The 25,506-nt window shown below is 74.6% G+C and carries 20 protein-coding genes; 9 read left to right on the top strand and 11 right to left on the bottom strand.

What is annotated here, in order from left to right; genetic code table 11:
- Nucleotides 1–168: 168 nt before the first annotated feature.
- Both ACIO5E_RS36820 and ACIO5E_RS36825 read right to left on the bottom strand, forming a co-directional pair.
- On the bottom strand, nucleotides 169–882 hold the full coding sequence (locus tag ACIO5E_RS36820; protein ID WP_400676472.1) for a class I SAM-dependent methyltransferase: 714 nt from the start codon (nucleotides 880–882) through the stop codon (nucleotides 169–171).
- A gap of 56 nt (nucleotides 883–938) precedes the next feature.
- Nucleotides 939–1,475 carry a PadR family transcriptional regulator gene (locus tag ACIO5E_RS36825; protein ID WP_400676474.1) on the bottom strand — a complete coding sequence of 179 codons (537 nt, stop codon included), beginning with the start codon at nucleotides 1,473–1,475 and terminating at the stop codon, nucleotides 939–941.
- 115 nt (nucleotides 1,476–1,590) lie between these two features.
- Between ACIO5E_RS36825 and ACIO5E_RS36830 the strand changes: the two genes are divergently transcribed.
- The 3 genes from ACIO5E_RS36830 (at nucleotide 1,591) to rox (ending at nucleotide 5,026) form a co-directional block, all read left to right on the top strand.
- On the top strand, nucleotides 1,591–2,358 hold the full coding sequence (locus tag ACIO5E_RS36830) for an alpha/beta fold hydrolase (RefSeq protein WP_400676517.1): 768 nt from the start codon (nucleotides 1,591–1,593) through the stop codon (nucleotides 2,356–2,358).
- Between the two features lie 32 nt (nucleotides 2,359–2,390).
- Nucleotides 2,391–3,317 (top strand): aminoglycoside phosphotransferase family protein, encoded by a 927-nt coding sequence (locus ACIO5E_RS36835; RefSeq protein WP_400676476.1) that lies wholly within the window; start codon nucleotides 2,391–2,393, stop codon nucleotides 3,315–3,317.
- 218 nt (nucleotides 3,318–3,535) lie between these two features.
- Nucleotides 3,536–5,026 (top strand): rifampin monooxygenase, encoded by a 1,491-nt coding sequence (gene rox / locus ACIO5E_RS36840; protein ID WP_400676478.1) that lies wholly within the window; start codon nucleotides 3,536–3,538, stop codon nucleotides 5,024–5,026.
- A gap of 41 nt (nucleotides 5,027–5,067) precedes the next feature.
- On the opposite strand, the gene ACIO5E_RS36845 is transcribed toward rox, so the two are convergent.
- The 5 genes from ACIO5E_RS36845 to ACIO5E_RS36865 all read right to left on the bottom strand — a co-directional run bounded on the left by ACIO5E_RS36845 (nucleotide 5,068) and on the right by ACIO5E_RS36865 (nucleotide 9,312).
- The gene (locus ACIO5E_RS36845) at nucleotides 5,068–5,931 is read right to left on the bottom strand and encodes a biotin-dependent carboxyltransferase family protein (protein ID WP_400676480.1); all 864 of its coding nucleotides are present in this window, start codon (nucleotides 5,929–5,931) and stop codon (nucleotides 5,068–5,070) included.
- Between the two features lie 69 nt (nucleotides 5,932–6,000).
- Nucleotides 6,001–6,627: a 5-oxoprolinase subunit PxpB gene (pxpB, locus tag ACIO5E_RS36850; protein WP_400676482.1), complete on the bottom strand. Its 627-nt coding sequence runs from the start codon at nucleotides 6,625–6,627 to the stop codon at nucleotides 6,001–6,003.
- Nucleotides 6,624–7,400: a LamB/YcsF family protein gene (locus ACIO5E_RS36855; RefSeq protein ID WP_400676484.1), complete on the bottom strand. Its 777-nt coding sequence runs from the start codon at nucleotides 7,398–7,400 to the stop codon at nucleotides 6,624–6,626. The genes pxpB and ACIO5E_RS36855 overlap by 4 nt, the downstream gene beginning before the upstream one ends.
- Nucleotides 7,401–7,541: 141 nt before the next feature.
- Nucleotides 7,542–8,102: a hypothetical protein gene (locus tag ACIO5E_RS36860; RefSeq protein WP_400676486.1), complete on the bottom strand. Its 561-nt coding sequence runs from the start codon at nucleotides 8,100–8,102 to the stop codon at nucleotides 7,542–7,544.
- 169 nt (nucleotides 8,103–8,271) lie between these two features.
- Nucleotides 8,272–9,312 (bottom strand): IPT/TIG domain-containing protein, encoded by a 1,041-nt coding sequence (locus ACIO5E_RS36865; protein WP_400676488.1) that lies wholly within the window; start codon nucleotides 9,310–9,312, stop codon nucleotides 8,272–8,274.
- A 212-nt stretch (nucleotides 9,313–9,524) separates the two neighbouring features.
- Here ACIO5E_RS36865 and ACIO5E_RS36870 point away from each other — a divergent pair, with 212 nt between their 5' ends.
- From ACIO5E_RS36870 to ACIO5E_RS36885, 4 genes are all read left to right on the top strand, one after another.
- Nucleotides 9,525–11,057, top strand: coding sequence for a hypothetical protein (locus ACIO5E_RS36870; protein ID WP_400676518.1), 1,533 nt, complete (start codon nucleotides 9,525–9,527; stop codon nucleotides 11,055–11,057).
- A 70-nt stretch (nucleotides 11,058–11,127) separates the two neighbouring features.
- Nucleotides 11,128–12,003 carry a hypothetical protein gene (locus ACIO5E_RS36875; RefSeq protein WP_400676490.1) on the top strand — a complete coding sequence of 292 codons (876 nt, stop codon included), beginning with the start codon at nucleotides 11,128–11,130 and terminating at the stop codon, nucleotides 12,001–12,003.
- A gap of 31 nt (nucleotides 12,004–12,034) precedes the next feature.
- Entirely contained in the window at nucleotides 12,035–16,597 is a 4,563-nt protein-coding gene (locus tag ACIO5E_RS36880; protein ID WP_400676491.1) for a hypothetical protein, read from the top strand.
- Nucleotides 16,598–16,616: 19 nt separating this feature from the next.
- Nucleotides 16,617–17,381, top strand: coding sequence for a metallophosphoesterase (locus tag ACIO5E_RS36885; RefSeq protein ID WP_400676493.1), 765 nt, complete (start codon nucleotides 16,617–16,619; stop codon nucleotides 17,379–17,381).
- Between the two features lie 24 nt (nucleotides 17,382–17,405).
- Here the strand turns inward: ACIO5E_RS36885 and ACIO5E_RS36890 are convergent, their stop codons facing one another.
- Both ACIO5E_RS36890 and ACIO5E_RS36895 read right to left on the bottom strand, forming a co-directional pair.
- Nucleotides 17,406–17,759 carry a hypothetical protein gene (locus ACIO5E_RS36890; RefSeq protein WP_400676495.1) on the bottom strand — a complete coding sequence of 118 codons (354 nt, stop codon included), beginning with the start codon at nucleotides 17,757–17,759 and terminating at the stop codon, nucleotides 17,406–17,408.
- A 159-nt stretch (nucleotides 17,760–17,918) separates the two neighbouring features.
- Nucleotides 17,919–18,614, bottom strand: coding sequence for a FadR/GntR family transcriptional regulator (locus tag ACIO5E_RS36895; RefSeq protein ID WP_280685295.1), 696 nt, complete (start codon nucleotides 18,612–18,614; stop codon nucleotides 17,919–17,921).
- Between the two features lie 166 nt (nucleotides 18,615–18,780).
- Between ACIO5E_RS36895 and ACIO5E_RS36900 the strand changes: the two genes are divergently transcribed.
- Together ACIO5E_RS36900 and ACIO5E_RS36905 are read left to right on the top strand one after the other, a co-directional pair.
- The gene (locus ACIO5E_RS36900) at nucleotides 18,781–19,335 is read left to right on the top strand and encodes a gluconokinase (RefSeq protein ID WP_400676496.1); all 555 of its coding nucleotides are present in this window, start codon (nucleotides 18,781–18,783) and stop codon (nucleotides 19,333–19,335) included.
- Between the two features lie 2 nt (nucleotides 19,336–19,337).
- Complete coding sequence (locus tag ACIO5E_RS36905; protein ID WP_400676519.1) at nucleotides 19,338–20,729, top strand: gluconate:H+ symporter; 1,392 nt, start codon at nucleotides 19,338–19,340, stop codon at nucleotides 20,727–20,729.
- A 116-nt stretch (nucleotides 20,730–20,845) separates the two neighbouring features.
- Here ACIO5E_RS36905 and ACIO5E_RS36910 read toward each other — a convergent pair whose 3' ends face one another.
- Nucleotides 20,846–21,298, bottom strand: coding sequence for a hypothetical protein (locus ACIO5E_RS36910; protein ID WP_400676497.1), 453 nt, complete (start codon nucleotides 21,296–21,298; stop codon nucleotides 20,846–20,848).
- On the bottom strand, nucleotides 21,298–25,296 hold the full coding sequence (locus tag ACIO5E_RS36915) for a DNRLRE domain-containing protein (protein ID WP_400676498.1): 3,999 nt from the start codon (nucleotides 25,294–25,296) through the stop codon (nucleotides 21,298–21,300). The genes ACIO5E_RS36910 and ACIO5E_RS36915 overlap by 1 nt, the downstream gene beginning before the upstream one ends.
- Nucleotides 25,297–25,506 lie beyond the last annotated feature (210 nt).

Consider the following 25,506-nt stretch of genomic DNA (forward strand, 5'->3'; position numbering starts at 1 on the left):
TCGGAACGGGCGTACGGGCATGCGGGCGTGCCGCGACCCGCACGGCCCTCGGGCCGCGCACGGGCCGGCGCGCGGCCGATGGTACGGGGTGAAGATGACCATTCTTTGTTCACCCTTTGACCCGGCTTTGCCCGCCGGTCCTTCCGCGACCCGCCGACCTTCGGTGATTCAGCGCGTGGGCCGGGCGCGGACCCAGGTGCGGTCCTCCGTCAGGTAGCTCTCGACCGTCAGACCGGCGTCCGCCAGGGCCTGCTCGAACGCGGCGGTGGTGAGCGGCCGGGACCGGAAGGTGTGCGTCCAGCGGCCGTCCGGGAACTCGTACTCGGCGTGGACGGAGTTCACGCCGTCCCCGACCCGGGTCGAGGAGACGATGCGCGCCACGCCGTCGGCGCCGAGCCTGCTCTCGCGCGGCACGTTGAGGTGCCAGTCCTCGCCCTCGCGCTGCATCAGCACGCAGCCGTCCGCGGCGACGTGGCGGCGGCAGGTCTCCAACAGGCCCTGGCGGACGGCCTCGTCGCCCGCGTGCACCAGGAAGGAGGCGAGCAGGACGACGTCGAAGCGCTCGCCGAGGTCCAACCGCTCGATCGGACTGCGCACGGTGCGGACGTCCTCGCGCACCCTGGCCAGCATCTCGGCGGACTCGTCCACCGCCGTCACGGTGAAGCCGCGGTCGGTCAGCGGGTGCGTCATCCGGCCGATGCCGCAGCCCAGTTCGAGGATGGTGACGCCGGCCGGCACCGCCGCCTCGATCACGTCCGGGGTATCGCCGACGGGGAGCCGGGCCCAGAGCTCGACGGCGCAGCCATCCGGGGTGATCGGGCCCGGGCCCGTGCCGTCGTGGCCCTCGCGTCGTGTGCTGTCGGTGTGTGTGTCGTTGCCCATGGGCGCCATCGGAACACGGGTCGGGTGGGGAGGGAAGGCGCCGGAGCGGGTTTCGGTCAGTCCGTCAGTGCGCCCTCCAGTTCGGCCAGGGTGGCGTGCAGCCAGGCGAGTTCGGCCTCGCTGGTGGCGCGGGCGATCAGCAGCAGGCCGCGCCGGAACGGGTCGGCGAACTCCTCGGCGCCGAGCGGGCGGTCGCCGTCGTAGAAGAAGCTGGCCGGCTCAGCGAGGAAGGCGAGACGGCGGCGGAGCACGACGGCCTGGGCGGCGGGGTCGTCGAGCTGGCGCAGGAAGGCGAGCAGGGTGAACCAGCGGTTCTCGTCGCTGATGTCCAGCGGCTCGGGTTCGCGCAGTTGGTCGAGCAGCGCGGTGCGGCCGGCCTCGGTGAGGTGGAGGGTGTGCCGGGGCGCGGCGGCGGTGCCGGGCTCGGTCTCGCGGACCAGTAGACCGTCGGCCTCCAGGCGCTTGATCGCCGGGTAGAGCGTGCCGTCGCTGATCGGGCGGACGTGCCCGGTGAGCGCGGCGAGGTGGCGGCGCAGCTGGTAGCCGTGCAGCGGGCGGTCGTAGAGGAATCCGAGGATCGCGAGCTTCAGCATGGGGCCACTCTCGCAGATCGTCCCTCGGATCGTCGGTATATCCGTTCCGTTATACCTCGATACCGAGGTATGGTCTCGATGTTCCCAGCCACCTGGTCGAGAAGGAGTTCCCGTGCTGCGCCACGCCCCCGTCACTGCGAACGGCGATCTGATCCGATGGGTCGAACTGCCCGGTGCCGAGCCCGCCCGGCTCTACCTGCACGGCCTCGGCGCCAGCTCGCCCGTCTACTTCGCGGCCGCCGCCGCCCACCCGGGGCTCGCCGGGCGCCGCTCGCTGCTGCTCGATCTGCTCGGCTTCGGCATCAGCGACCGGCCCGCCGACTTCGGGTACACCCTGGAGGAGCACGCCGACGCCGTCGCCGCGGCCCTGACGGCGGCCGGGCTCGCCGGCGTCGAGGTGATCGGCCACAGCATGGGCGGGGCGATCGCCGTCGTCCTCGCCCACCGGCACCCGGAGCTGGTCGCGCGGCTCGTCCTGGTCGACGCCAACCTGGACCCGATCACCCCCGGCCGCGGCCCCGGCAGCAGCGGCATCGCGAGCTTCACCGAGCAGGAGTTCCTGGCCGGCGGTCGGAGCGAGGTCGCGCAGTGGGCCGGCCCGTTCTGGTGGTCCACGATGCGGCTGGCCGGCCCGGAGGCGTTGTACCGCAGCGCCGTCCACCTGGCCCGGGCGACGGTGCCGACGATGCGCGAACTGCTGCTCGGCCTCGACCTCCCGCGCACCTTCCTGCACCCGGCGGCGGACGGCGAGCCCCGCGGCGCCGACCGGCTCCGCGCGGCGGGCGTACGGCTGGCGGCCGTCCCGGACTGCGGGCACAACATCATGCTGGACAACCTCGACGGCTTCGCGGCGGCGGCCGGGATCGCCCTGGACGGGTCGTAGGCTGGGCGGGAGGCCGGAGAGGAGCCCGTGCGATGCCTGTCGACGTCCCGCCTGCGCTGGCCGCCTCTCTGGAGGGCTTCCTCGGCCCGGACGGCCGCACCTGGGCCGCCCGACTCCCAGCCCTGGCAGGCGAGTTGCTCGACCGCTGGGAGCTGCGCCCGGACGGCCCGCCGGCGCACGGCGCCGTCGCGCTGGTGCTGCCCGTGCGGCGCGCCGACGGCACGCCCGCGGCGCTCAAGCTCCAACCGGTGGACGAGGAGACGGCAGGCGAACCCGTCGCCCTCCGGGCCTGGGGCGGGCGCGGCGCCGTTCGACTCCTCGACCACGAACCCGCCTCGGGCTCGCTGCTGCTGGAACGCCTCGACCCGGGGCGTTCGCTGCTCGACGTCGCCGACGACCGGGCGGCGCTGCGCGTCCTCGCCGGACTGTTGAGGAAGTTGACGAGCCGTCAGGTCGTGGCGGGCGAGCCGCTGCGTCGACTGGCGGATGTCGCCGACGGTCTGCTCGTGCGGGCCCCGGCGGCCGCCGCCCTCGCCGACCCGGCCGAGCGGCGCCTGCTCGCCGACTGTGCCGCCGCCCTGCTCGAGGTTCGGGCCGAGCCCGGAGACCGGCTGCTGCACTGGGACCTGCACTACGGCAACGTCCTCGCCCCGCCCGAGGGTTGCGGCCGCGCGCCCTGGCTCGCCATCGACCCCAAGCCGCTCATCGGACACCCGGGCTTCGAACTCCTCCCGGCACTGCGCAACCGCTGGGACGACGTGCTGGCCACCGGCGACGTCGCCCGGGCGCTGCGGTGGCGGTTCGACCTCCTGGTGGAGGTGCTGGACGTGGACCGCGAGGTGGCGGCGGCCTGGACGCTCGCCCGGGTGCCGCAGAACGCGGTGTGGGGCGCGGAGGCCGGGGAACCGGCGCTCGACCCGGCGCAACGGGCGGTGGCGGAGCTGCTGTCGGGGCGGTGAACGCGGCTCGCGGGATCAGCGCGGTGCGCGCTGCGCGGCGGGGCTCGGGCGGCCTCGGCGGGTGGCCTGAGCGGCGGCGAGAAGAGCGAAGGCAAGGAGGTCGTCCACTCCTCGCCACTCTCAACGTATAGCGCACCGGGGGGCTTGCGGCAAGGGCCCGGTCGTGCCGCAGAATGACCGGCCTGAGCCGGAAGTGCGGACGTACATGGGGGTTTGTGATGATTGACGTGATCATCGTCGGCGCTGGACCGACCGGGTTGATGCTGGCCGGCGAGTTGCGGCTGCACGGCGTTCAGGTGCTCGTGCTGGAGAAGGAGACGGCGCCGCCCGTGCAGTCCCGGGCGCGCGGCCTGCACGTGCGCAGCATCGAGGTGATGGACCAACGCGGCCTGCTGGAGCGGTTCCTCCCGCTCGGTGAGCAGTTCAGGGTCGGCGGCTTCTTCGCCGGCCTCGGCACGTCGTGGCCGGAGCGGATGGACACCACGCACTCGTACGTCCTGTCCATCCCGCAGGAGGTCACCGAGCGCCTGTTGGCCGAGCACGCCACCGCGGCGGGCGCCGAGATCCGGCGCGGCTGCGAACTGGTCGGCCTGAGCCAGGACGACCACGGGGTGACCGTCGAGCTGGCCGGTGGGGGCACCCCCGCCGGTGGGGGCGGAGCCGGCGGGGGAGGTACGCAGCTGCGCTCGCGCTACCTCGTCGGTTGCGACGGCGGCCGCAGCGCGGTGCGCAAGCTGCTCGGGGTGGGATTCCCCGGCGAGCCCGCCAGGGTCGAGACGCTGCTGGGCGTGATGGAGCTGACCGAAGACCCGGCGACGATCGCCGCCGTCGTCGCCGAGGTCCGCAAGACCCACCTGCGGTTCGGCGCCATCCCCGAGGGGAACGGGGTGTACCGGGTCGTCGTGCCCGCCGAAGGGGTGGCCGAGGACCGCACGACCGCGCCGACCCTGGAGGAGTTCACGCACCAGCTGCGGGCGCACGCCGGCACCGACTTCGGCGCGCACTCACCGCGCTGGCTCTCCCGGTTCGGCGACGCCACCCGGCTGGCCGAGCGCTACCGGGTCGGCCGGGTGCTGCTGGCCGGCGACGCGGCGCACATCCACCCGCCGACCGGCGGGCAGGGACTCAACCTCGGCGTCCAGGACGCGTTCAACCTCGGCTGGAAGCTGGCCGCCGAGGTCGCCGGCTGGGCACCGGAGGGGCTGCTGGACAGCTACCAGGCCGAACGGCGCCCGGTGGCCGCCGACGTGCTGGACAACACCCGCGCGCAGATCCAGTTGATGTCCCTCGAACCGGGTGCCCAGGCGGTGCGCCGGATGCTGTCGGAGCTGATGGGCTTCGAGGAGGTGAACCGGTACCTGATCGAGAAGATCACCGGGATCGCGGTCCGCTACGACTTCGGCGAGGGACACGGCGAGGGCAAGGGTGAGGGCCACGAACTGCTCGGCCGGCGGCTGCGGGACGTGGAACTGAAGCGGGGGCGCCTCTACCCGCTGATGCACGGCGGCCGCGGGCTGCTGCTCGACCAGACCGGCAGGCTCTCGGTGGCGGGTTGGTCGGACCGGGTCGACCATGTCATCGACGTCAGCGAGGAGTTGGACGTGCCCGCGGTGCTGCTGCGCCCCGACGGCCACGTGGCGTGGGTCGGCGAGGACCAGCAGGAGCTGCTCAGCCGCCTGCCCCGGTGGTTCGGCGCCGCCACCGGCTGAGCGCGCGGGCCCCGACCGCCCCCGGTCGAGCGCGCGGGCGCTCACCGCTCCCGCAGCAGCACGAAGCGCACCGGCGTGCCCGGGCGCGCCTGTGCGGCGGCCGCCAGATCGGCGGTCGGGACCACGCCGATCACCGGGTAGCCGCCGGTGGTCGGGTGGTCGGCCAGGAAGACCACCGGCCGCCCGTCCGGCGGGATCTGCACCGCGCCCAACATCATGCCCTCGCTGGGCAGTTCACCCACCCGGGCGCGGGCGACCGACGGGCCCTCGGTGCGCAGCCCGATCCGGTTGCCGGCGGGGGAGACCCGGTACTCGTCACGGGCCAGCCGGGAGAGCGCCGAGGCCTCGAACCAGTCCGCGTGCGGGCCGAGCCGCAGCCGCAGCACCAGTTCCGCCGGGGGCGCGGGCAGCGGCACCAGGTCGGGCCGGGGGCGGTGGGGCGGGGGAGGGCCGACCGGCAGCCGGTCACCGGCGGCGAGCGGGGCCGGGCCGAGCCCGGAGAGCAGGTCGGCCGAGCGGCTGCCCAGCACCGGCGGGACGGCGATCGCGCCCGCGACGGCCAGGTAGCCGCGCACCCCGGCGGTCGCCGGGCCCACCTCGACCACCGCCCCGGCCGGCACGGCGACCGGCGCACCCCAGGCGGCCGCCCGTCCGTCCACCCGTACGGGCGAGGGTGCGCCGGTGACCGCGACGACCGCCGGCCCGAGGGCGCGCAGGGCGACCCCGCCGAGCGTGGTCTCCAGACCGGCGGCGCCCGGTTCGTTGCCGACCAGCCGGTTCGCCGCCCGCAGGGCCGGTTCGTCCAGCGCGCCGGCCCTGGGCACCCCGAGGTGGGCGACGCCGCGCCGCCCGAGGTCCTGGACGGTGGTCAACGGCCCGGGCCGCACCACCAGCAACTCGCTCAACGCCCCCACCCCGTCATCCGCCGTGCGCCGGTGGTCCCGGGCGCCACCCGTGGTCGACCCGCACCCCCGCTACGCCCGTTCCGCCGTGAACCGCACCCGCACCCCCGGCGCCAGCAGTGCCGCCGGGTCGCGGCCGGTGTCCCAGAGCGCGAGCCCGGTGCGTCCGAGGAGCTGCCAGCCGCCGGGGGAGGAACGCGGGTAGACGCCGGTGTAGCGGCCGGCCAGGGCGACGGAGCCGGCCGGGACGCTGCTGCGCGGCGTGGCCCGGCGCGGGACCTCGTACGCGGGCGGCAGCCCGGTGAGGTAGCCGAAGCCGGGCGCGAACCCGCAGAAGGCGACCACGTACTCGGGCCCGGTGTGGATCCGCACGGCCGCCTCCTCGGACACCCCCCACAGCGCGGCGACCTCGGCGAGGTCGGCGCCGTCGTACACCGTCGGCACCTCCACCAGCGGCCCGTCGGCCGCCGTGGCCGCGGGTGGACGAGCGGTGCGCAGGAGCGCCGCCACCGCGTCGACGTCCGCGACGCCGTCCAGCAGCACGGTGCGCGCGGCCGGCACGATCTCCTCCACCGCGCCGAGCGCCTGGCGCTCCTGCCGCTCGCGCAGCCACCCGTACAGCGCGGTGACCTGTGCGTCGTCGTCGAGTTCGACCAGCAGCGCCCGTTCGCCGACGCGCCGGACGGCGGCGGGCGTCACGTGAACGCCTCCACCCGGACCCCGGCGGAGGCGAGGGCGCCGCGGATCCGCCAGGCGAGCTGGGCGGCGCCGGGGGTGTCGCCGTGGACGCACAGGGAGCGGGCCTCGACGTCGATCCGTTCGCCGCCGACGGCCTCCACCGAGCCGTCCCGGGCGATGCCGACGGCGCGGGTGATCACCGATTCGGGGTCGTGCACCACGGCGTCCGGGTCGCGGCGCGGGACGAGGGTGCCGGCCCAGGTGTACGCGCGGTCGGCGAAGGCCTCGCTGACCACGGGCAGTCCGACGCCCTCGGCGACGGCGAGCAGCCGGGAGCCGGGCAGTCCGAGCACCGGCAGCGGACCGTCGCAGATCGCCCCGGCCCGCAGCACGCCGGCCACCACGGCCTCGGCCTGTTCGGAGTCGGTGACCACCCGGTTGTAGAGGGCGCCGTGCGGTTTGACGTAGGACACCCGGGATCCGGCGGCGCGGGCGAAGACCTGGAGGGCGCCGATCTGGTACGCGATCTCGTCGGCCAGTTCCTCCGGGGGGACGTCCATCGCGCGGCGGCCGAAGCCGGCCAGGTCGCGGTAGGAGACCTGGGCGCCGATCCGGACGCCGCGCTCGGCGGCCAGGGCGCAGACCCGGCGCATCGTCGACGGATCCCCCGCGTGGAAGCCGCAGGCGACGTTGGCGCTGGTCACCACGGACAGCAGGGCCTCGTCGTCGGTCAGCGTCCACCGTCCGAACCCCTCACCGAGGTCCGCATTGAGATCGATCACCGCATCGGCCACGCCCGTCCGCCTCCCAGCAGCTGTTGAGCCAGATGGTAGGGCCTGTGGATGACGGCCGTTGTCCGTGACCCGGGCCCCGGACGGCCCAGCGGCGCGAGAGTCCTGGTCGCACGCCCTGGGGCGGCGCTGGGCGGTCCCGATTCAGCTCGCGGCCACTGGTCCGGGGAAGGAACGTTCCAGCGGGCGCAGTGCCTTCAGCACGATCAGCAGCGGGACGACGCCGATGATTCCGAATGACATGTCGATAAACCGCCATGCGAGGGGAATTCCCCGGAGTGGCCCGCAGATCAGGGCCAGGGGGATGACGGCGCCGCAGGCGAGCACCGCCCAGCGGATCACCCAGATGTTGCGGACCGGATCCTTGATCGGGCCCCAGAAGGCGGCGGCGATCACCAGGTGGGCGAAGGCCAGCCAGTCGGTGCCGTAAGCCAGGAAGGGGTAACGGCCGTTGGTCTCCGCGACGCCCGTTCGGACGCGTTCGAGCCATTCCAGCGCGGCGGGGAAGCGGTCGGCCAGCGGGGCGCCGGGCCCGGTCGCGAGGTCGGCGAGCCAGCGGGTCTCGGACTCCAGCGGGAAGGCCGTCAGGCCGCTCAGTGCCAGGCAGACCACGAAGATCCAGAGCCAGCGCCGGACCCTGCGCAGTACCGCCGCGGAATCGGTGCCCGGATCGGCGTCCAAGCCGGTGCCCAGATCGGCGTCCATGTCGCGAACCTCCATGCCGAAGAGCAGGCGGGGCCTTGTCCCGTCTGCGCGGAACCGACTCTAAACCCTGTATTTGAACGCGTTCAACTTTCTCTCGGGCCCACCGGAGCGCGCCTCCGGACGCGCCGGTGCCCGGGCGCCGAGGCACCCGGGCACCGGAACCGCCGGACTACGCCGTGTAGGTGTAGGTCACCGGGGCGCTGGTGCCGCCCGCCGTGGTCACCGTGACGTCCACCGGGCCGGGGCCGGCCGCCGCCGGCGCGGTGGCCGAGCAGAAGGACGGGCCGCAGGAGACGTGCGCGGCCGGCACCCCGCCGAACGCGACCGTCCCGTACGCCAGGTTGGCGCCCTGCAGGTACACCTGGGTGCCGCCGGCGGTCGGGCCGCCGGTGGTGGTCAGGTTGCCGACCGTCGGCGCGGGCGGCGGTGGGGGCGGGGCGCCCGTGTAGTCGAAGGTGGTCGGCACGGCGACCGTGCCGCCGGGCGTCACCACGGAGACGGGCGCGCTGCCCGAGCCGCCGGGCGTGGTCACCGTGCAGGCGGTGTCGGTGCACGTGCCGACCGCCGGGACGCCGCCGACCAGCACCATGCCGTGGGCCAGGTTGCTGCCGCTGACGGTCACCGCGGTGCCGCCCGCGCCCGGGCCGGTGGTGGTGTCCAGGCCGTCGACCCCGGGCGGCGCCTGGACGACCGGTGCCGGCGTGCTCCCGTCGAGCGACACGGCCGTCACGTGGCCGGTCGGATCGGTGTCGTTCGGGTTGGAGACCGTCGCGACGATCTGCCCGGTCGGCTGCCGGGTGGGGTCGCCGTACACGGTCAGCTTCATGAACTCGTAGCGCCCGGGCCTCCGGGTGCCGATGAGGACGGCGTCCAGGTGGCGGTGGTCGGGCGAGATGGTCTCGGTGAAGGTGTAGTCGTACGGCGTGGAGAAGAACATGCCGAGGTCGGTGGTGAGCCCCGCCGGCAGATCGACGGTGATGTGGGTCGGCCCGGTGAGGTCCTGCGTGCCGGCGGACGTCCAGCCGACCGAGAACTTGCCGGGCCCGGGAGGGGTGGTGCTCGGCAGGAAGCCGTTCAGGCTCGCGGTCACGTGCTGCCCCTGAACGGCGGGGACGTCGGCCGGAGCGGCTGCGGAGGCGGCGACGCCGGTGGCGAGGGTGGTCACGGACAGCGCCGCGGCGACGCCCGCTTTGACCAGTCGAGTGATCATAGGCCGATCATCACGGTAGCGACGCGTCGTCTTCACGGGTTTCCCGAATACCGGTTCGGGAATGGCGGGATTTCGTCGAAATCCCGTTCTGAATTCACCCCCGACACGCCCCCGGGCCTGCCGCTCCGTCCGCCCACAAGGCCCGTTTCGGTCGATGTCGGTGCGAACCTCTAATCTTGTCCTCCGTGACCGCCATCGCTGACCCGCCCACCGTGCCCGGCCTCCGGCCGACCGCCGGCGCTGCCGTGCCCGCCGCGAGGCCCGCGCCCGGCCCCGCCGCCGACGAGGGCCTGGCCCGCCGGCTCAAGGCGCTGGCCTGCACCGCGCCGCTGCACGACCTGGACAACCGCAAGGTCAACCTGGCCGGCGAGTACGGCGGCTACGCGATGGCCGAGGTCGGCCTCGCCGCGATCGACCTGGTCACCCTCCACATGGACTTCGACACCGGGGCCGACCGCGACATAGTGCTCGCCCGCCTGCTGCCCCGGGTCGCCGCCCAGGCCGTCGGCCGCCCCGCCGCCGAGCACGAGCGGGTCGCCCGCTGGGTACTGGAGTCGCTGATCAACGTCGGCAGCGTCGACCGCGGCTTCCGCGCCGTCTACGGCACCTTCGGCGCGGACGGCGAGTACGTCCGGCGTGACTACGACTTCAAGCTGATCGAGGAGGTCCCCGGCCCCGACGGCGGCGTCTACCTGCGCACCACCGACGAGGCGGTCAACGTCCTGGTCGGCGCGCTCGACACCGACGTCACCTCGGCCCAGATCGCCGCCGAGGTCAAGCTGGAGGTGCTGATCCGCCGCGGCCGCCTGGCCGACGCCCAGCTCGCCGCCGAGCAGGCCCGCTACCGCACCGTCCAGTACGCCGAGACGCTGCGCCGCGCCCTCGACGCCACCCGGCGCAACGTCCGCGCCGTCGACTGGATGAGCGCCATCCCCGACCTCATCGACGAGGCGCTGGACCACATCGCCGACCGCTACCGGCACGAGAACGCGATTCTCACCAACATCCGCAAGGCCCGCGACGAGGCCGAGCCCCACACGGCCGAAGGGGCGGAGCACAAGCGCCGCGCCGCCGAGCTGCTCGACATCGTCAAGGACTGCATCCGCCGCCACACGAAGCTGCAGACCCGCCTGCTGGAGGCCGGCCCGCTGTTCCGCGCCGAGCAGGACCGGCAGGCCTTCGCCACCCCCGGCGCCCGCAGCGGCATCGACCTGTACGGGCAGCTGCTCGCCCCCGTGCTGCGGCTGCCGGTAGAGCAGGCCGTCCGCCCCACCGGCGCCTTCTTCGCGCACGGCGCCGGCCTGCGCACCCCCGCCTCGGTCCGGGTCGCCGACCTGGTCGACCTGCTGCTCACCCCGCCGGTCGAGCGCGAGCACCTCGGCGCCGAACTGCCCGACCCGGACCTGGTCGCCACCCCGGACGACAGCCGCTTCTCCGAGGCGCAGCTGGAGGCCGCCCTGGTCCTGCTCGACCTGCCCGCCGACGCCCCCCGCCGGCTCTCCGGCCTGCTCGCGGACGCCCGCAAGCAGGACCCGGACCTGCCGTACCTGGTCGCCCTGCTGTCCGTCCACGCCGCCAGCCCGCCGGTCGGCACCGCCTACCGGCAGGGCGAGGAGCGGCTGCTGTTCGCCGTGGACGACGGAACGCCGCTGCGCGACCCGGAGTTCGGCGGCGCCGACCTCATCGTCGGCAGCGCCCTGCTCGACGCCGTCGGCATGGCGGCGGACCGCAAGGACGCCGGCTGAGCGGCCAGGCACCCCAGTTGACGCACCAGAACCCCCGACCCGCCCGCACCACCCGCGAGGAGCACCGCCCGTGACGACCCACCACGACACGTCCTGGGCGGCCGAGACCGAACCCCCGGCCCCCACGCCGATCACCCCGGCCGACGTCGCCGACGCCGCCCGGCTGGTCTCCTTCGGCCTCCAGGCCAAGCTGCTCCCGGCCCGCGACGCCGAGTACGCCGAACTCGTCCGCCGCCACCGCGAGGACCCGCCGTTCGCCCGCCTCGCCGACGCCGTCGCCACCGGCATGGGCCTGGTCGTCCTGGAGGTCTCGCCGCGCGCCGGCATGGCCGTCGCCGCCGCCGAGGACTCCCTGTTCGCCGTCCGGATGGGCGACTACTCGCGCCGCGCCGCCGCCGAGTCCACCGACCGGTTCCTGCACGGCCTCGCCCACCTCGCCGTCGCCGCGATGGCCTTCCCCCGCCCCGAGGACCTCGCCGACGACGGCTACCTCGGCCGGATCACCGTCAACGGCGTCGACGCCTTCGTCCGCCAGGCCTGCCGCCGCCTGGAGGAGCAGGCCGACGCCGAGGGCGCCAACACCGACCCGCAGTCCGACGCCCCCGGCCTGGAGGCCGCCTGGCGGGTGTGGGCCCGGCGCACCGCCACCGGCGCCACCAAGGACGCCCGCCGGCTCTCCGGCTCCACCATCGGCATCGTCGCCAAGGCCGTGCTGTTCCTGGTCGACTCCGGCTTCCTGCAGAAGGTCTCCGACGACTCCGGCGGCACCTACCGCACCACCGCCCGCTACCAGCTCCAGGTCCGCGACCTGGCCGGCAGCGCCGCCATGGCCGAACTGCTCGACCTCGGCGTCGTCCCGGTCTCCGACGGCACCGCCAGCCTGCTTCCGCCGGACACCGCCGACGAACTGGTCGCCGACGCCGGCCTGCCGTTCCACTCGCTCTGACCACACCCTCAGCCACGGAGAACCGCCGCACATGTACGAGCTCAACCGGGTCCGCCTCTACTCGATCGGGCCGGCCGGCGCCCGGTACGCCGACACGGTGCTCGACCTGCGCGGCGTCGGCGAGCCCGTCGCCGACCCGGCCCCGCAGCAGATCGGCCTGTTCGGCGAGGACACCGAGGGCCCGGTCCGCCGCCCCGCCCCGGCCGGCGTGCTCTTCCTGGAGAACGGCGGCGGCAAGTCCGTCCTGCTCAAGCTGATCTTCTCGGTGATGCTCCCCGGCCACCGCAACACCCTCGGCGGCGCCAGCTCCGGCGTGCTGCGCAAGTTCCTGCTCGCCGACGACTGCGGCCACGTCGCCCTGGAGTGGCAGCACACCGTCACCGGCGAGCTGATCGTGGTCGGCAAGGTCAGCGAGTGGCGCGGCCGCCAGGTCTCCTCCGACCCGCGCAAGTTCGCCGAGACCTGGTACTCCTTCCGCCCCGGCCCCGGCCTCGCCCTGGACTCGCTGCCGGTCGCCGAACGGATCAGCCTGGCCGGCGACCAGAAGGCCCGCGGCCGCCGCCGCACCATGAAGGGCTTCCGTGACGCCCTCACCGAGGCCGGAAAGGCCCACCCCCACCTCGACCTGGTCTTCGAGGACGGCCACGACCGTTGGACGGAGCACCTCGGCGAACTCGGCCTCGACCCCGAACTCTTCCGCTACCAGCGCGAGATGAACGCCGACGAGGGCGAGGCCGCCGGCCTCTTCGCGGTCAAGCACGACAGCGACTTCACCGACCTGCTGCTGCGCGCCGTCACCGACACCCGGGACACCGACGGCCTCGCCGACCTCGTCCACGGCTTCGCCGCCAAGCTCGGCCGCCGCGCCGAACTCACCGCCGAACGCGACTTCACCGCCGGCTCCCTCGACCTGCTGGAACGCATCGTCGAGGCCACCGCCGCCCGCGAGAGCGTCCGCGAGGCCCACCGCACCGCCGAACGCCGCACCCGCCGCCTCGCCCACGCGCTCACCTCCCGCGCCGCCGCCGAACGCGACCGCGCCCAGGACCTCGCCATCGAGGTCGCCGCCGCCGCGAGCGCCGTCACCGCCGCCGAGGCCGACCGCACCCGGCACACCCTCATCACCGCCGAACTCACCCACCGGCACGCCACCCTGGGCCTCGCCGCGGCCACCGCCGAGGCCGCCGCGCTGCGCCGCGAACTCACCGACGCCCGCACCCTGCACTCCGCCTGGCAGGCCGCCGAGGCCGTCCTGCGCCAGCGCGCCGCCGCCGACCGGGTCGCCCGGGTCGCCGCCGCCATCCGCGAGGCCGAACTCGACGCCGCCCCCGCGCTCGCCGCCCGCGCCCGCGCCGCCACCGCCCTGGCCCGCGCCCTGGAGGGCGCCGCCGCGGCCGCCGAGGCCCGCGCCGACACCGAGGAGCAGCGCGCCGGCGAGCTCCAGGACGACGGCGGCAAGGCCCAGTGCGACGCCACCGAGGCCGCCACCGCCGCCCAGAAGGCCCGGAGCGAGGCCGACCACCTGCGCCAGCGCCTCGCCGAGGTCGAGCAGGAGACCGCCGCCGCCGTCGAGGCCGGCTTCATCGACGCCGACGGCGACGTCGACCCGGCCCGCGCCGCCCTGTACGCCGCCGACGTCGAGAAGGCCGCCGGCGCCGCCCTCGCCCAGGCCCGTACGGCCGCCGAGGCCTGTGCCGCCCGGCTGCGCGAGGCCGCCGCCGCCACCGGCCGCGCCGAACTCGCCGCCGAGCGCGCCGGCGACGCCCGCAAGGCCGCCGCCCAAGTGCTCGCCGCCGAGCAGCGCACCGCCGCCCTGCTCGCGACCGAGCAGCGCCTCGCCGACCTGCTCTCCCTCACCCCGTACCAGGACGGCGCCGAGGAGGACGCCGGCTTCCTCACCCCCGCCGTCCTCGACCGCAACGCCGAGTACCTGCGCGAACTCCTCGACGAGTCCATCGCCACCGCCGAGCGCACCCTGTTCGACCTGCGCACCGCCGCCGCCGACGACTCCCGCATCCTCGCCGCCCTCGGCGACGGCGGCCTGCTGCCGCCCGGCCCGGACGTGCTCGCCACCGTCGAGTACCTCGCCGAGCACGGCATCCCCGCCCTGCCCGGCTGGCGCTACCTCGCCCAGTCCGTCGACCCGGCCGACCACGAGGCGATCCTCGCCGCCCGCCCCGAACTCGTCGACGGCGTCGTCGTCACCGACCCCGCCTCGCTGGAGCGCGCCCGCGAGGCCCTGCAGGCCGCCGCGCTGCTGCCCCGCTCCACCGTCGCCGTCGGCGCCGCCGCCTCCCTGATCGCCCCGATCACCGACGAGCCCGCGTTCTTCCTGGTGCCGCCGAACCCGGCCATGCACGACGAGTCCGCCGCCGACGACGAGCGCCGCGAACTGCGCGCCCGGGCCGGCGCCCGCGAGGGGCACATCCGCGAACTCGCCGCCCGCCTCGGCGCCGACCGGGCGCTCGCCGCCCGCCTCGCCTCCTGGCAGGCCAACTGCCCGCCCGGCGCCCTCGCCGAACTCGCCGCCGCCGCCGAGGCCGCCCGCGAGCACGCCGAGCAGGCCGCCGCCGCCCTCGCCACCCTGCGCGCCGACCACGAGGAGGCCGAGACCGACCACGCCGCCGCGGCCTCCGCCCACGAGGAGCACCGCGAGGCCGCCCAGCGCGCCCGCCGCCGCGCCGACGCCCTCTCCGGCCTCGCCTTCCGGCTGCGCGAACGCGCCACCTGGGCCCGCCGCCAGCGCGAACTCGCCGAGGACGCCGCCGAGTGCGACCGCCGCCAGGCCGTCTGCGCCGAACGCGCCCGCACCTGCGACGAGGACCGCCGCGCCGCCCAGCGCGCCGCCGACGACGCCCGCCGTACGGCCCGCGCGCTGCGCGCCGAACGGGCCGAGATCCCCGCCGCCGAGCAGGCCGACGAGCCCGCCGAGACCGCGCCGGCCGCCCTGCCCGCCCTGCGCGAGGCCTACCGCGCGGCCTCCCAGCTGTACGAGAAGGTCGGCGTCGGCGCCGACCTGCGCGCCGAGCAGGCCCGCGCCGAGGGCGACGAGGCCGCCGCCGCGACCGAACTCGACCGCCTCACCAACAAGGTCCGCGTCCGCGCCGAGGAACTCCTCGGCAGCCCCGACGGCGCAGACGGCCCGGCCCGCCAGGCCGCCGCCGCCCGCGCCGAGGACCTGGTGGCCACCATCGAGGCCCGCTCCGCCGCCGCCAGCGAGCAACTCGGCCGCCTGCGCGGCGAGGCCGAGCGCTCCGCCCCCGCCGACGGCGAGGCGCACACCGAACTGCCCGAGGACCTCGTCCCCACCGACCCCGAGCACGCCCAGACGCTGCTGCGCACCGCCACCAGCCGGCTCGCCGAACGCCGCGAGGCCCTGGAAGCCGCCCGCACCGCGCACGCCGACCTGCAGCGCACCTACGACGCCGCCCAGTCCGCCGCCGCCGACTTCGACGAACTCGCCGGGCAACTGCGCGACGGCCTGCGCGACCACCAGGACGACTCGGACCTCCCGGCCGAGCCGTACCTGGGCGCCCTCGCCGAGGCCCGCGGCGGCGCCGCCGAGGCCCGCCGCGCCCTGCGCACCACGGCCGGTGAGCTGTCCTCCGCCGAACTCGCCGTCCGCGACGCCTCCGACGCCCTCGTCCGGCACGCCAACGCCGCCCGCTACGAGGCCGTCCGCACCCCGGCCCGCCAGCAGATCCGCGAACTGCCGGCCGCCGCGCTGCCCGAGCACGCCGCCGCCTGGGCCGCCGCCTTCGCGCCCCGGCTGCGCGTGCTCACCGACGAACTCGCCCAACTGGAGCGCAACCGCGGCTCGATCGTCGACCGCCTGCGCGGCCTGGTCGAGTCCTCGCTCACCACCCTGCGCGCCGCCCAGCGGCTCTCCCGCCTGCCCGAGGGCCTGGGGGAGTGGTCCGGCCAGGAGTTCCTGCGGATCCGCTTCGAGGACCCGGACCACGCCACCCTGGTCGAGCGCCTGGGCGAGGTCATCGACGAGGCCACCCGCGCCGCCGTCAGGAAGAACAGCGACCTGCGCCGCGACGGCATGTCCCTGCTGCTGCGCGGGGTCGCCGCCGCGATCGGCCCCAAGGGCGTCAGCGTCGAGATCCTCAAGCCGGACGCGGTGCTGCGCGCCGAGCGGGTCGGCGTCGGCCAGATGTCCGACGTCTTCTCCGGCGGCCAGCTGCTCACCGCGGCCATCGCGCTGTACTGCACGATGGCCGCGCTGCGCGCCAACGACCGCGGACAGTCCCAACTGCGGCACGCCGGCACGCTGTTCCTGGACAACCCGATCGGTCGCGCCAACGCCACCTACCTGCTGGAGCTCCAGCGGGCCGTGGCCGACGCGCTCGGCGTCCAGCTGATCTACACCACCGGCCTGTTCGACACCACCGCGCTCGCCGAGTTCCCGCTGGTCATCCGGCTGCGCAACGACGCCGACCTGCGGGCCGGGCTCAAGTACATCTCGGTCGAGGAGCACCTGCGCCCCGGCCTGCCCGCCCCGCAGGACCCGGACGGCCCCGCCGTCCACGGCGAGATCACCGCCACCCGGATGTTCAAGCGCCCGGCGGAGGTTCCGGCCCAGGCCTGAACTGGCTAGCGTGGCAGCCATGCTGACGATCGCGCACTTCAGTGACATCCACCTCGGCCAGGACCACCGCCGGGACGGCGGCAAGCGCGCCCGGCGGCGGGCCGAGCAGGTGATGGCGTACCTCGACGCCCTGCCCGGCCCGCTGGACGCCGTGCTCGTCACCGGGGACCTCGCCGATCACGGCCTGCCCACCGAGTACGAGCAGGTGACCAAGGTGCTGCACTCCCGGTACCCGGTGCTCACCTGCCCCGGCAACCACGACCGCCGGGCGCCCTACCGGGAGGTCCTGCTCGGCGAGGCCGCCGGGGAGGGCCCGATCAACCGGCTGCACCGGCTGCCCGGCGCCGACGTGCTGATGCTCGACTCCTCGATCCCCGGCCGCGACGACGGCCTGCTGGACGAGGAGACCCTGGCCTGGCTGGACGCCGCACTGGCGGACGGGCGCCCCGACCTGCCCGCGCTGGTGGCCTTCCACCACCCGCCGGCGATCCTGCACCTGCCCACCGTCGACCGGATCCGCCAGTACGGCGAGGAGGCGCTCACCGCCGTGCTGGCCCGCCACCCGAGGGTGGCCGGCCTGCTCTGCGGCCACTCCCACACCGGCGCCGCCACCACCCTCGCCGGGCTGCCGCTGCTGGTCGCCCCCGGTGTGGTCTCCACCGTCACGCTGCCCTGCGAGGGCGGGCGCGGCATCTCCTTCACCCAGCCGCCGATGCTCGCCTTCCACGTCCTGGACGACGCGGGCCGGCTCACCACCCACTACCGGGCCGTCCCGGCGAGCTGACCCGCCGCGTCAGCCGCGGGTGCCCTACGCGGTCGGCACCCGCGGCTGCTGACGAGGCGGCCCGCCGGGGCGGGGGAGTGGCCGGGCGGCCAGCGGGTCGGGCGTCCGGCTGCCCGCCATCGGGTGCGCGGAGCCCGGCGCCCGCAGCCGCTGGGCGGCGACCTGGCGTGAGATCAGGATCTCCAGCAGGCACCACATCGTGCCGAACACCCCGAGCCCCATCGCCATCAGCGCCGGCGTCATCAGCCAACTGTCCGCGTACGAGGCCAGCGTGGCGACGACCACGCCGACCAGGGTGAAGGACAGGCAGAGCACCGCCCGGACGGCGGCGGCGCGCACCTCGTCGGGCAGGCGGCGACGGCGGCGTGGCACGGACATCGAGCGACCCCCAGGCGCGGACTCGGCGGCGGACACGGGACGGGCGCACGCGAAACGCGCCCCCTTGGCAGACTCTGCCCCGCCGAACCAGGACTATGCGTCCGAATCCACCGAACTACCGCCAAAGCGCGTGATCCGGGCAGCCCGCAGCGCGGGAGGTCAGCCCAACTGCTGGTTGAGCTCCTCCAGCGCGCCCGCCACGATCGTCCGCATGGCCTGCTCGGCCTGCGCGGCGTCGCCCGCGCAGATCGCGTCGGCGACCTCGCGGTGCAGCCGGATCGCATACGGCTCCGGCTGATGGGGCATCAGATGGTACTCGGTCCGCCCGGTGAGCACCGCCCCCACGGTGTCCCCGAGGTGGGCGAACATCTCGTTGCCGGAGGCGCGCAGCACGGTGGCGTGGAAGTCGATGTCGTGCCGGAGGAAGGTGGTCAGGTCGGCGGCCCGTGCCGACACGGTCAACTCCACGGCCAGCGAGCCGAGTTCACGCCGGTCGTCGTCGCTCGCGTGTACCGCGGCGAGCGCGGCCGCGGCCGGCTCGACGGCCACCCGGAGCGAACCGAGCGAGCGCAGTTGGGCCGACCGGTCCGCGCCGGCCAGCCGCCAGCGGATCACCAGCGGGTCGAAGACGTCCCAGAGCGACCTGGGTTGCACGGTGATGCCGACCCGCCGCCGGGACGCCACCAGGCGCATCCCCTCGAGGATCCGCACCGCCTCCCGGACCACCGTCCGGGACACCCCGAACCGCTCCTCCAGCTCCTCGCCGCGCAGCACCGCGCCCTCGGGAATCTCTCCCGACGCGATCGCCGGCCCGAGCTCGTCAAGCAGCCGCCCGGGCAGCCCCTGGATCTCCATCCGCCCAGCGTAGACGCCCGTCGGGCCGGCACCACCGGCGCGCCCCTCCGCCTCCGGCCTGCGACCTACCCCACAGCTCAAAAGTATGACGATTTGGTTTCCGACACTTGAATACGTCATATCTTTGAGGCGATAGTGGCGGCCAGGCAACGAAGGAGCACCACCCATGGCTCTCAGCGTCGAGAACCACGACCTCCCGGACACTCCTCTCACCATCGTGGTGATGGGCGTCTCCGGTGTCGGCAAGACCACCCTGGCCCGCCTGCTGGCAGACCGCCTCGACCTCCCCTACGCGGAGGCGGACGACTTCCACCCGGCGGCCAACATCGCCAAGATGTCGGCCGGCATCCCGCTGGACGACGAGGACCGCGCCCCCTGGCTGCGTGCCCTCGGCGCCTGGCTCAAGGAGCGGGCCGAGGCCGGCACCGGCGGCGTGGTCACCTGCTCGGCGCTGAAGCACCGCTACCGCGACACCCTGCGCGCGGCCTGCCCGGGCGCCTACTTCCTGCACCTCAGCGGCGGTCACGAGCTGGTCGAGGACCGGCTCGCCCACCGCACCGGCCACTTCATGCCGCCGTCGCTGCTCGACTCGCAGTACGCCGCCCTGGAACCCCTGGGCGCGCACGAGCACGGCGCCGTCCTGGACGTCGGCCCGTCCCCCGAAGAACTCGTCGAGAAGGCCGTGGCGCTGCTGCGGCCCGTCAATGGAGACCTCGCGTGAGCTTGTCCCCCACCTTCTTCCTCGCGGCCGCCCCACCGGCCCTGCCGCACACCGGCAGCGACTCCCAGCTGCTGATCGCGGTCCTGCTCAGCATCGGTGTGATCGTCCTGCTGATCACCAAGCTGAAGCTGCACCCCTTCCTCGCCCTCACGCTCGGCTCCGGCCTGCTGGCCGCCGTCGCGGGCGCTCCGTTCGACAAGCTGCTCAACAGCTTCTCCACGGGCTTCGGCTCCACCGTGGCCGGGGTCGGCCTGCTGATCGGCCTGGGCGCGATGCTCGGCAAGCTGCTCGCGGACTCCGGCGGCGCGAACATCATCGCGGACACCGTGCTCGCCCGGTCGGGCAACAAGGCACTGCCGTGGGCGATGGCGCTGATCGCCGCCGTCCTCGGCCTGCCGCTGTTCTTCGAGGTCGGCGTGGTCCTGCTGATCCCGATCGTGCTGCTGGTCGCCCGCCGCGGCAACGTGCCGCTGATGCGGATCGGCATCCCCGCCCTGGCCGGCCTCTCGGTGCTGCACGGCCTGGTGCCCCCGCACCCGGGCCCGCTGGTCGCCGTCGACGCGCTGAAGGCGGACCTCGGCATCACCCTGGCGCTCGGCCTGCTGATCGCCGTGCCGACCCTGATCGTGGCCGGCCCGCTGTTCTCCCGCCTGGCCGAGCGCTGGGTCGGCCCGCTGGAGATCCCGAAGGCCACCGCGCCCGAGGAGACCACCAAGCCCGAGCACACGCCGTCCTTCGGCGCGGTGCTGGCGACGATCCTGCTGCCGGTCGTGCTGATGCTCGGCAAGGCCCTGACCGACGTGGTGGTCGACAACCCGAAGGCGATGGCCCAGCGGGTCTTCGACTTCATCGGCTCGCCGTTGATCGCGCTGCTCGCCGCGACCCTGCTCGGCATGCTGACCCTCGGCAAGGCGGCCGGTTTCGACAGGGCCCGGATCTCCGACACCGTCGGCAAGTCGCTCGGCCCGATCGCCGGCATCGTGTTCATCGTCGGCGCCGGCGGTGGCTTCAAGCAGACCCTGATCGACGTGGGCGTCGGCAACGCGGTGAGCGAGTGGTCCGGCAAGTGGCACATCTCGGCGCTGCTGCTGGGCTGGCTGATCGCGGTGCTGATCCGCCTGGCCACCGGCTCGGCGACGGTCGCCACCATCACCGCCGCCGGCATCGTCGCCCCGCTCGCCGCCGACATGTCCTCGACCCACGCGGCCCTGCTGGTGCTGGCGATCGGCGCCGGCTCGCTCTTCCTGTCGCACGTCAACGACGCCGGCTTCTGGCTGGTGAAGGAGTACTTCGGGATGAGCGTCGGGCAGACGCTGAAGTCCTGGTCGGTGATGGAGACCGTGATCTCGGTCGTCGCCATCGCCCTGATCATGCCGCTCAGCCTGATCATCTGACCGCAGCCGCAGCCGCACTTCACCGCCGAGGGGCGGCACCCGTACGCAACGGGTGCCGCCCCTCGGTGCGTTCGGCGGGCGCCCGGAGACCCGAACGCCCGCCCGTCGCAGGGCGTCTACTTCATCAGGATCCGCCAGCCGTCGCCGCCGTCCCGGCCGTCCAGGCGCAGCTGGAGCTCCTTCACCTGACCGGTCCCGTGGAAGCTCAATACCACGGTCTGCCGGTTGGCCGGGTCGTCCCCGAAGTCGGCCGTGACCGACCCCTTGGCGCCCTGCTGGTAGTCCCGCACCCAGGCGGCCGCGGCGTCCCGGTGCTCGGCGGCCGAGCCCTCCGAGGAGGCCAGCTTCTCCAGCCGGTCCGCGGAGCCGTCGGCGAGCCGCCAGACGACCTGCTGGACCAGGCCCAGCGTGCCCGTGACCGGATAGCCCGTCACCCGCAGGTGTGGGTGGCCGGCGTAGTCGCCGACGTACGCCAGCTCGGCGTCCGAGGGCCCGCTGGAGCACCCGGCCAGCAGGATGGCCGACAGGGCGGCCGCCAGCGCCGCCGCGACCGGCCGTCCGGGCACCATCAGTTGGTCCCGAGCGGTCGGACGACGGTGATCCACTCGATCGGGTCGCCCTTCTGCCGGTAGTACGCCAGGACCTCGTTCAGCGTGGTGACGTTCGACCGGCCGTGCTGGCGCAGCTCCATCGTGCTGCCCCAACTGACCACCACGGCCGCGTGGTTGACCACCGACTCGTTGCGCCACTTGAAGAAGACGATGTCGCCGGGCCGGGCGTAGGCAGTGCTCGTCAGGTACACCGTGTTGCGGTAGTACAGCAGATGCCGGCGCAGGTTGGCGGCACCTGCCCAGGTGTAGCTGCGGTTCTTGTGCCAGCCGAAGAGCCAGTAGTCGTTCGTCCACCAGGCGCTGTCGAAGGTCTTGAACCCGTAGCGGACGCGCATGCCGCCACCGTAGTACAGGGCCTTGGAGACGAAGTTGGTGCAGTCCTGGCCGTAGTCCCACGAGATCCCGACGTTGCGGCGGGCCCAGTCGGCGGTGCCGTTGTAGTTGTACCCGGCCTGGACGGCGCCGCCCTGCGGGGCCGAGACGAGCGGGAAGCCGTCGGGGCCGAGCGGAACGGCTCCGGAGCTGCCGGCGGTGTCGGGCTGCGAGGCGTCGGCGACCTCGACCTGGGCCTGCGCGGCGGCCGAGGAGGACAGCTTCTGCTCGGCGGCGCCGTCGTCGGCCTCGGCGGTGAGCACCGCCGCGGAGCCGACGGTGAACTCGAACCGCCGCGGGCCCGCGCTCTCGGTCGGGGAGTCCACACCGTTGGTGCGGATCATCACCGAGTCCTTGACGGTGGCCCGGACGACGACCTTGCCGGCGGTCTTCTGGTCCACCGCCACGTCGGTCAGGGAAACCGCCGCCGCGGCGTACACCTGGTTCTGGGTCGCCAGTGCCTCGCGGTTGGCGACCAGCGAGGCCTCCTGGGTGGCCAGCAGATCGACGAAGACGGTGCCGTGCGCGGCCTCGGCCGCGGCGTCGGGCGCGGTGAACCCGGTCCTCATCTTGATCTTGTTCCGGGCTTCCAGGTACTCCTGCACGAAGCCGCGGTACTGGTCCGGGCCACCGGCCGTCGGCGTGCCCTGGACCACGGCGGAGGCGACCGGGGCCGCGGCGCCGTAGCTGTTCCGGGCGGTGACCAGCGCACGGTACGAGCGGGTGTTGTCCAGCCCGGTGACCACGGCGCGGGTGTCGGCGGTGGTGAGCTCCTTGGCGAGGGTGCCGTCGGAGGTCTCGACCCGGACGGTGTAGCCGACGTCGCCGACCGCGCCCCGGTCGGCGGGGGCGTTCCAGGTGACGACCAGTCCGGCGTCCGCGCCGGTCGCGGTGACCAGCTCGGCCGGGCCCGGCGCGGTCGGCGCCAGGTAGTCGAGGGTCAGCCGGGGCCGCTGGGCCGGGTCCGCCGCGGTGGCGGAGTGGTACCGGGCGACGCCGGCCCAGTCGGCCGGCGGGCGCAGGGCCAGCCCGTAGGCCTCGCCCTTCTCGATCCAGGAGCCGACCATGGTGGCCAGGTCGGTCTCGGACGGCTTGGCGGCGGAGGCGAAGCTCTCCGTCCCGGTGGCGGCGGTCAGTGCGGCGCCGCCCTGGCCGGGGGCCCAGGCCGAGCCGAGCTGGAAGATGTCCACGGCGGCCTCACCACAGCCGTCCGGGCAGTCCGAGCGGGTCAGCGCGAGCTTGGCGCCGACCACCCGGGAGCCGGCCGGAACGGCCGTCAGGTCGGGCCCGAGCCAGCCGGCCCAGGTGCTGCCGTCCGCGACCGTGCCGACCCGGAGCTCGGCCGGGTCCGCCGCCGGGCAGGACCCGGTGGCGCAGCCGCCGCCGGCGGTGGCCGCGGAGGCATCGGCGAGCGTGGGGCCGGTGAGCACCACGGTGGTCGGCGTCGGCGGCACGGGCGGCTTGGCCGCCTGGACGGTCAGCGGCTGGTCGGCGCTCCACGCGGAGCAGCCGACGGCGGCGCAGGCGCGGGCGGCCCAGGTGTAGCTGCCGCCGTCGGTCAGGGCGCCGTCGGGCACCTGGACGGCGGCGCGGGTGCCGCTCTCCGCCCAGGCGGGCGCCAGCACCGTCGGCAGCGGCTGTCCGTTGGCGCCCTTGAGCGTGAACTCGGTGCGCACCCGGCCCTGGTTGGGGTTGGTCACCAGGGCGGAGAGCACCGGGGTGAGGGTCTGCTGCGCGCCGCTCTGCAGCGCGGTGGGCACGTCCGGCAGCGGGGCGACGCTGAACGTGGCCCAGGCGGACCAGCCGAGGTTGTAGTGCAGTCCGTCGTACGGCGAGGTGCGGAACCGGTAGGTGTGGCCGTACTGGAGCAGGCCGGGCGGCACGGTGACGGATGCGGGCGTGCCGCTGGCCACGTAGCCGGAGACGTTGACGTTGCCGACCTGCGCACCGGAGATGGCGTCCACCAGCTGGAAGGTGCCGGTCACCTTGTCCCCGTCGGGGTCGACGAAGGTGTCCCGGAGCACCGGGGTGGTGGTGTCCACGCGCCAGGTGCCGGTGCCGTCCTGCAGGAACGGCGGGCCGGCCTGCTGGTTGGTGCCGGTGCGCGGCCGGTAGTTGTAGTTGACCGTCAGCTTCGGGTTGTTGCCGGCCGCGTTGGCGGAGTTCACCTCCTTCCAGAACTTGGTGTTGGTCTCGTCGGGCGCGCGCAGGCCCATGCCGGAGACCTGGTTCTTCGCCGAGGCCCAGGTCTGGACGAGGGCGGTGACGTCGGCGTTGATCCAGCCGGCGCCGCCGCAGGCCGCCCGGCCCTTGGTCTCGGTGGACGTCGCCCGCTTGGTGCCCCAGGCGGGCTGGTTGGTCCAGCGCGAGGAGGTGGAGGCCAGGCCGGTGTCGTAGACGTCCCACGCGTAGTTGAGGCAGTCGCTGTTGCCGGAGTGGAAGTTGTACAGCGACAGGGTGGCGCTGGAGACCAGCGCGTCGGCGATCGCGGAGGTGTTCCAGTTGATGAAGGAACGGGCCGGGCGGGCCGAGCCGTCGGCGTTCTTGGTGCCCGAGTTGCCCCAGTAGATCTCGGTGTCGGCCGACCAGTCGACGGTCTCGCCCTGCTGGACGCGGGTGTCGAAGGAGTTGCCGAGACCGGCGGTGGCCGGGTCCACGGTCACCGGGTACACGGTGGCCGGGTCGGCCAGGAAGGCGGCGTCGGGGGTGAAGACCAGGTCGACGTCGTCGCCGCGCTGGACGACCTGGAGGCCGACCTTCGCCTGCCGGGGGTGCTCGCCGGAGCCGGGGGCCGTGGTGGCGTCCCAGGCGACCGGGGCGGGCAGCACGGCGCGCTTGCGACCGTTCTTCCGGTCGGTGAACAGCACGCTGCCGTCGGGCTGGGCGACCGCCTTCAGGCCCTTGGCCTGCAACGGCATGGTGTACGAGTAGCCGGTGGCGGCCGGGCGCTGCTTGAGCGTGACGAACTGCTCGAAGCCGGTCCGGGTGGCCTCGACCACGAGGTCCCCGGCCCCGTCGCCGATCGCGTCCCGGTAGGTGGCCCGCGGGCCGTCCAGCTCGGGCCGGGGCAGGCCGCCCTTCCACTGCAGGGCCAGCTCGTCGTCGCCGGACCCGAGCGAGACGAGCGTGCGGGCCGGCTCCGCGCCGGCCTGCGACTCCTGGAGCGTACGGGCGCGCTTGCCGCCGGCGCCGGCCAGCTTCATCGCGTTCGGGTGCGCGGCCGGGGCCACCGAGCCGTCGGCGGAGGCCTTGAGGGTGAGGTCGACGTCGGTCCAGGCGCCGTTGCGCAGGAAGCGCACCGGGCCGGCGGACAGCTCGGTGGTGAGGGTGCCGTCCGGGTTGACCCAGGTGGTGGAGATCTCGCTGCGCTCGGAGACCGCCTCGACCCGCTTTCCGGTGGTCCGGGCGGCGACCCTGGCGGCGCCGATGCTGCCGGTCGGGTCGGTGGCGGCCGCCGTCGGCGGCTTGCCGGGGGTGGGTTTGGCCTGCGGCTTGGCCGCGAACGCGACCTGGGCCCCGCCCGCCAGCGACAACGCCAGCGTGAGTGCCAGCGGACCGCTCAGGGTCCGTCTTGAGACGTGCATTGCTGCTCCTTGACCCACTGTTGGTGAACAGTGCTGGCCGGAGCATAGGAAGGATCGCCGAGAAGGCGATCATGGTGAAAGCGGGTCAAAAACCCCCAATATCTGAAGATTTCCTGAAGAAATTGATCCGATCGTGACGCACGGTACGCGAACGAGTGCGAAAGGGCGGGCACCCCCGTTCCCGGGAGTGCCCGCCCTTGTGACCGGGAC

The sequence above is a fragment of the Kitasatospora sp. NPDC087314 genome (genome assembly GCF_044744365.1).
GTDB lineage: Bacteria > Actinomycetota > Actinomycetes > Streptomycetales > Streptomycetaceae > Kitasatospora.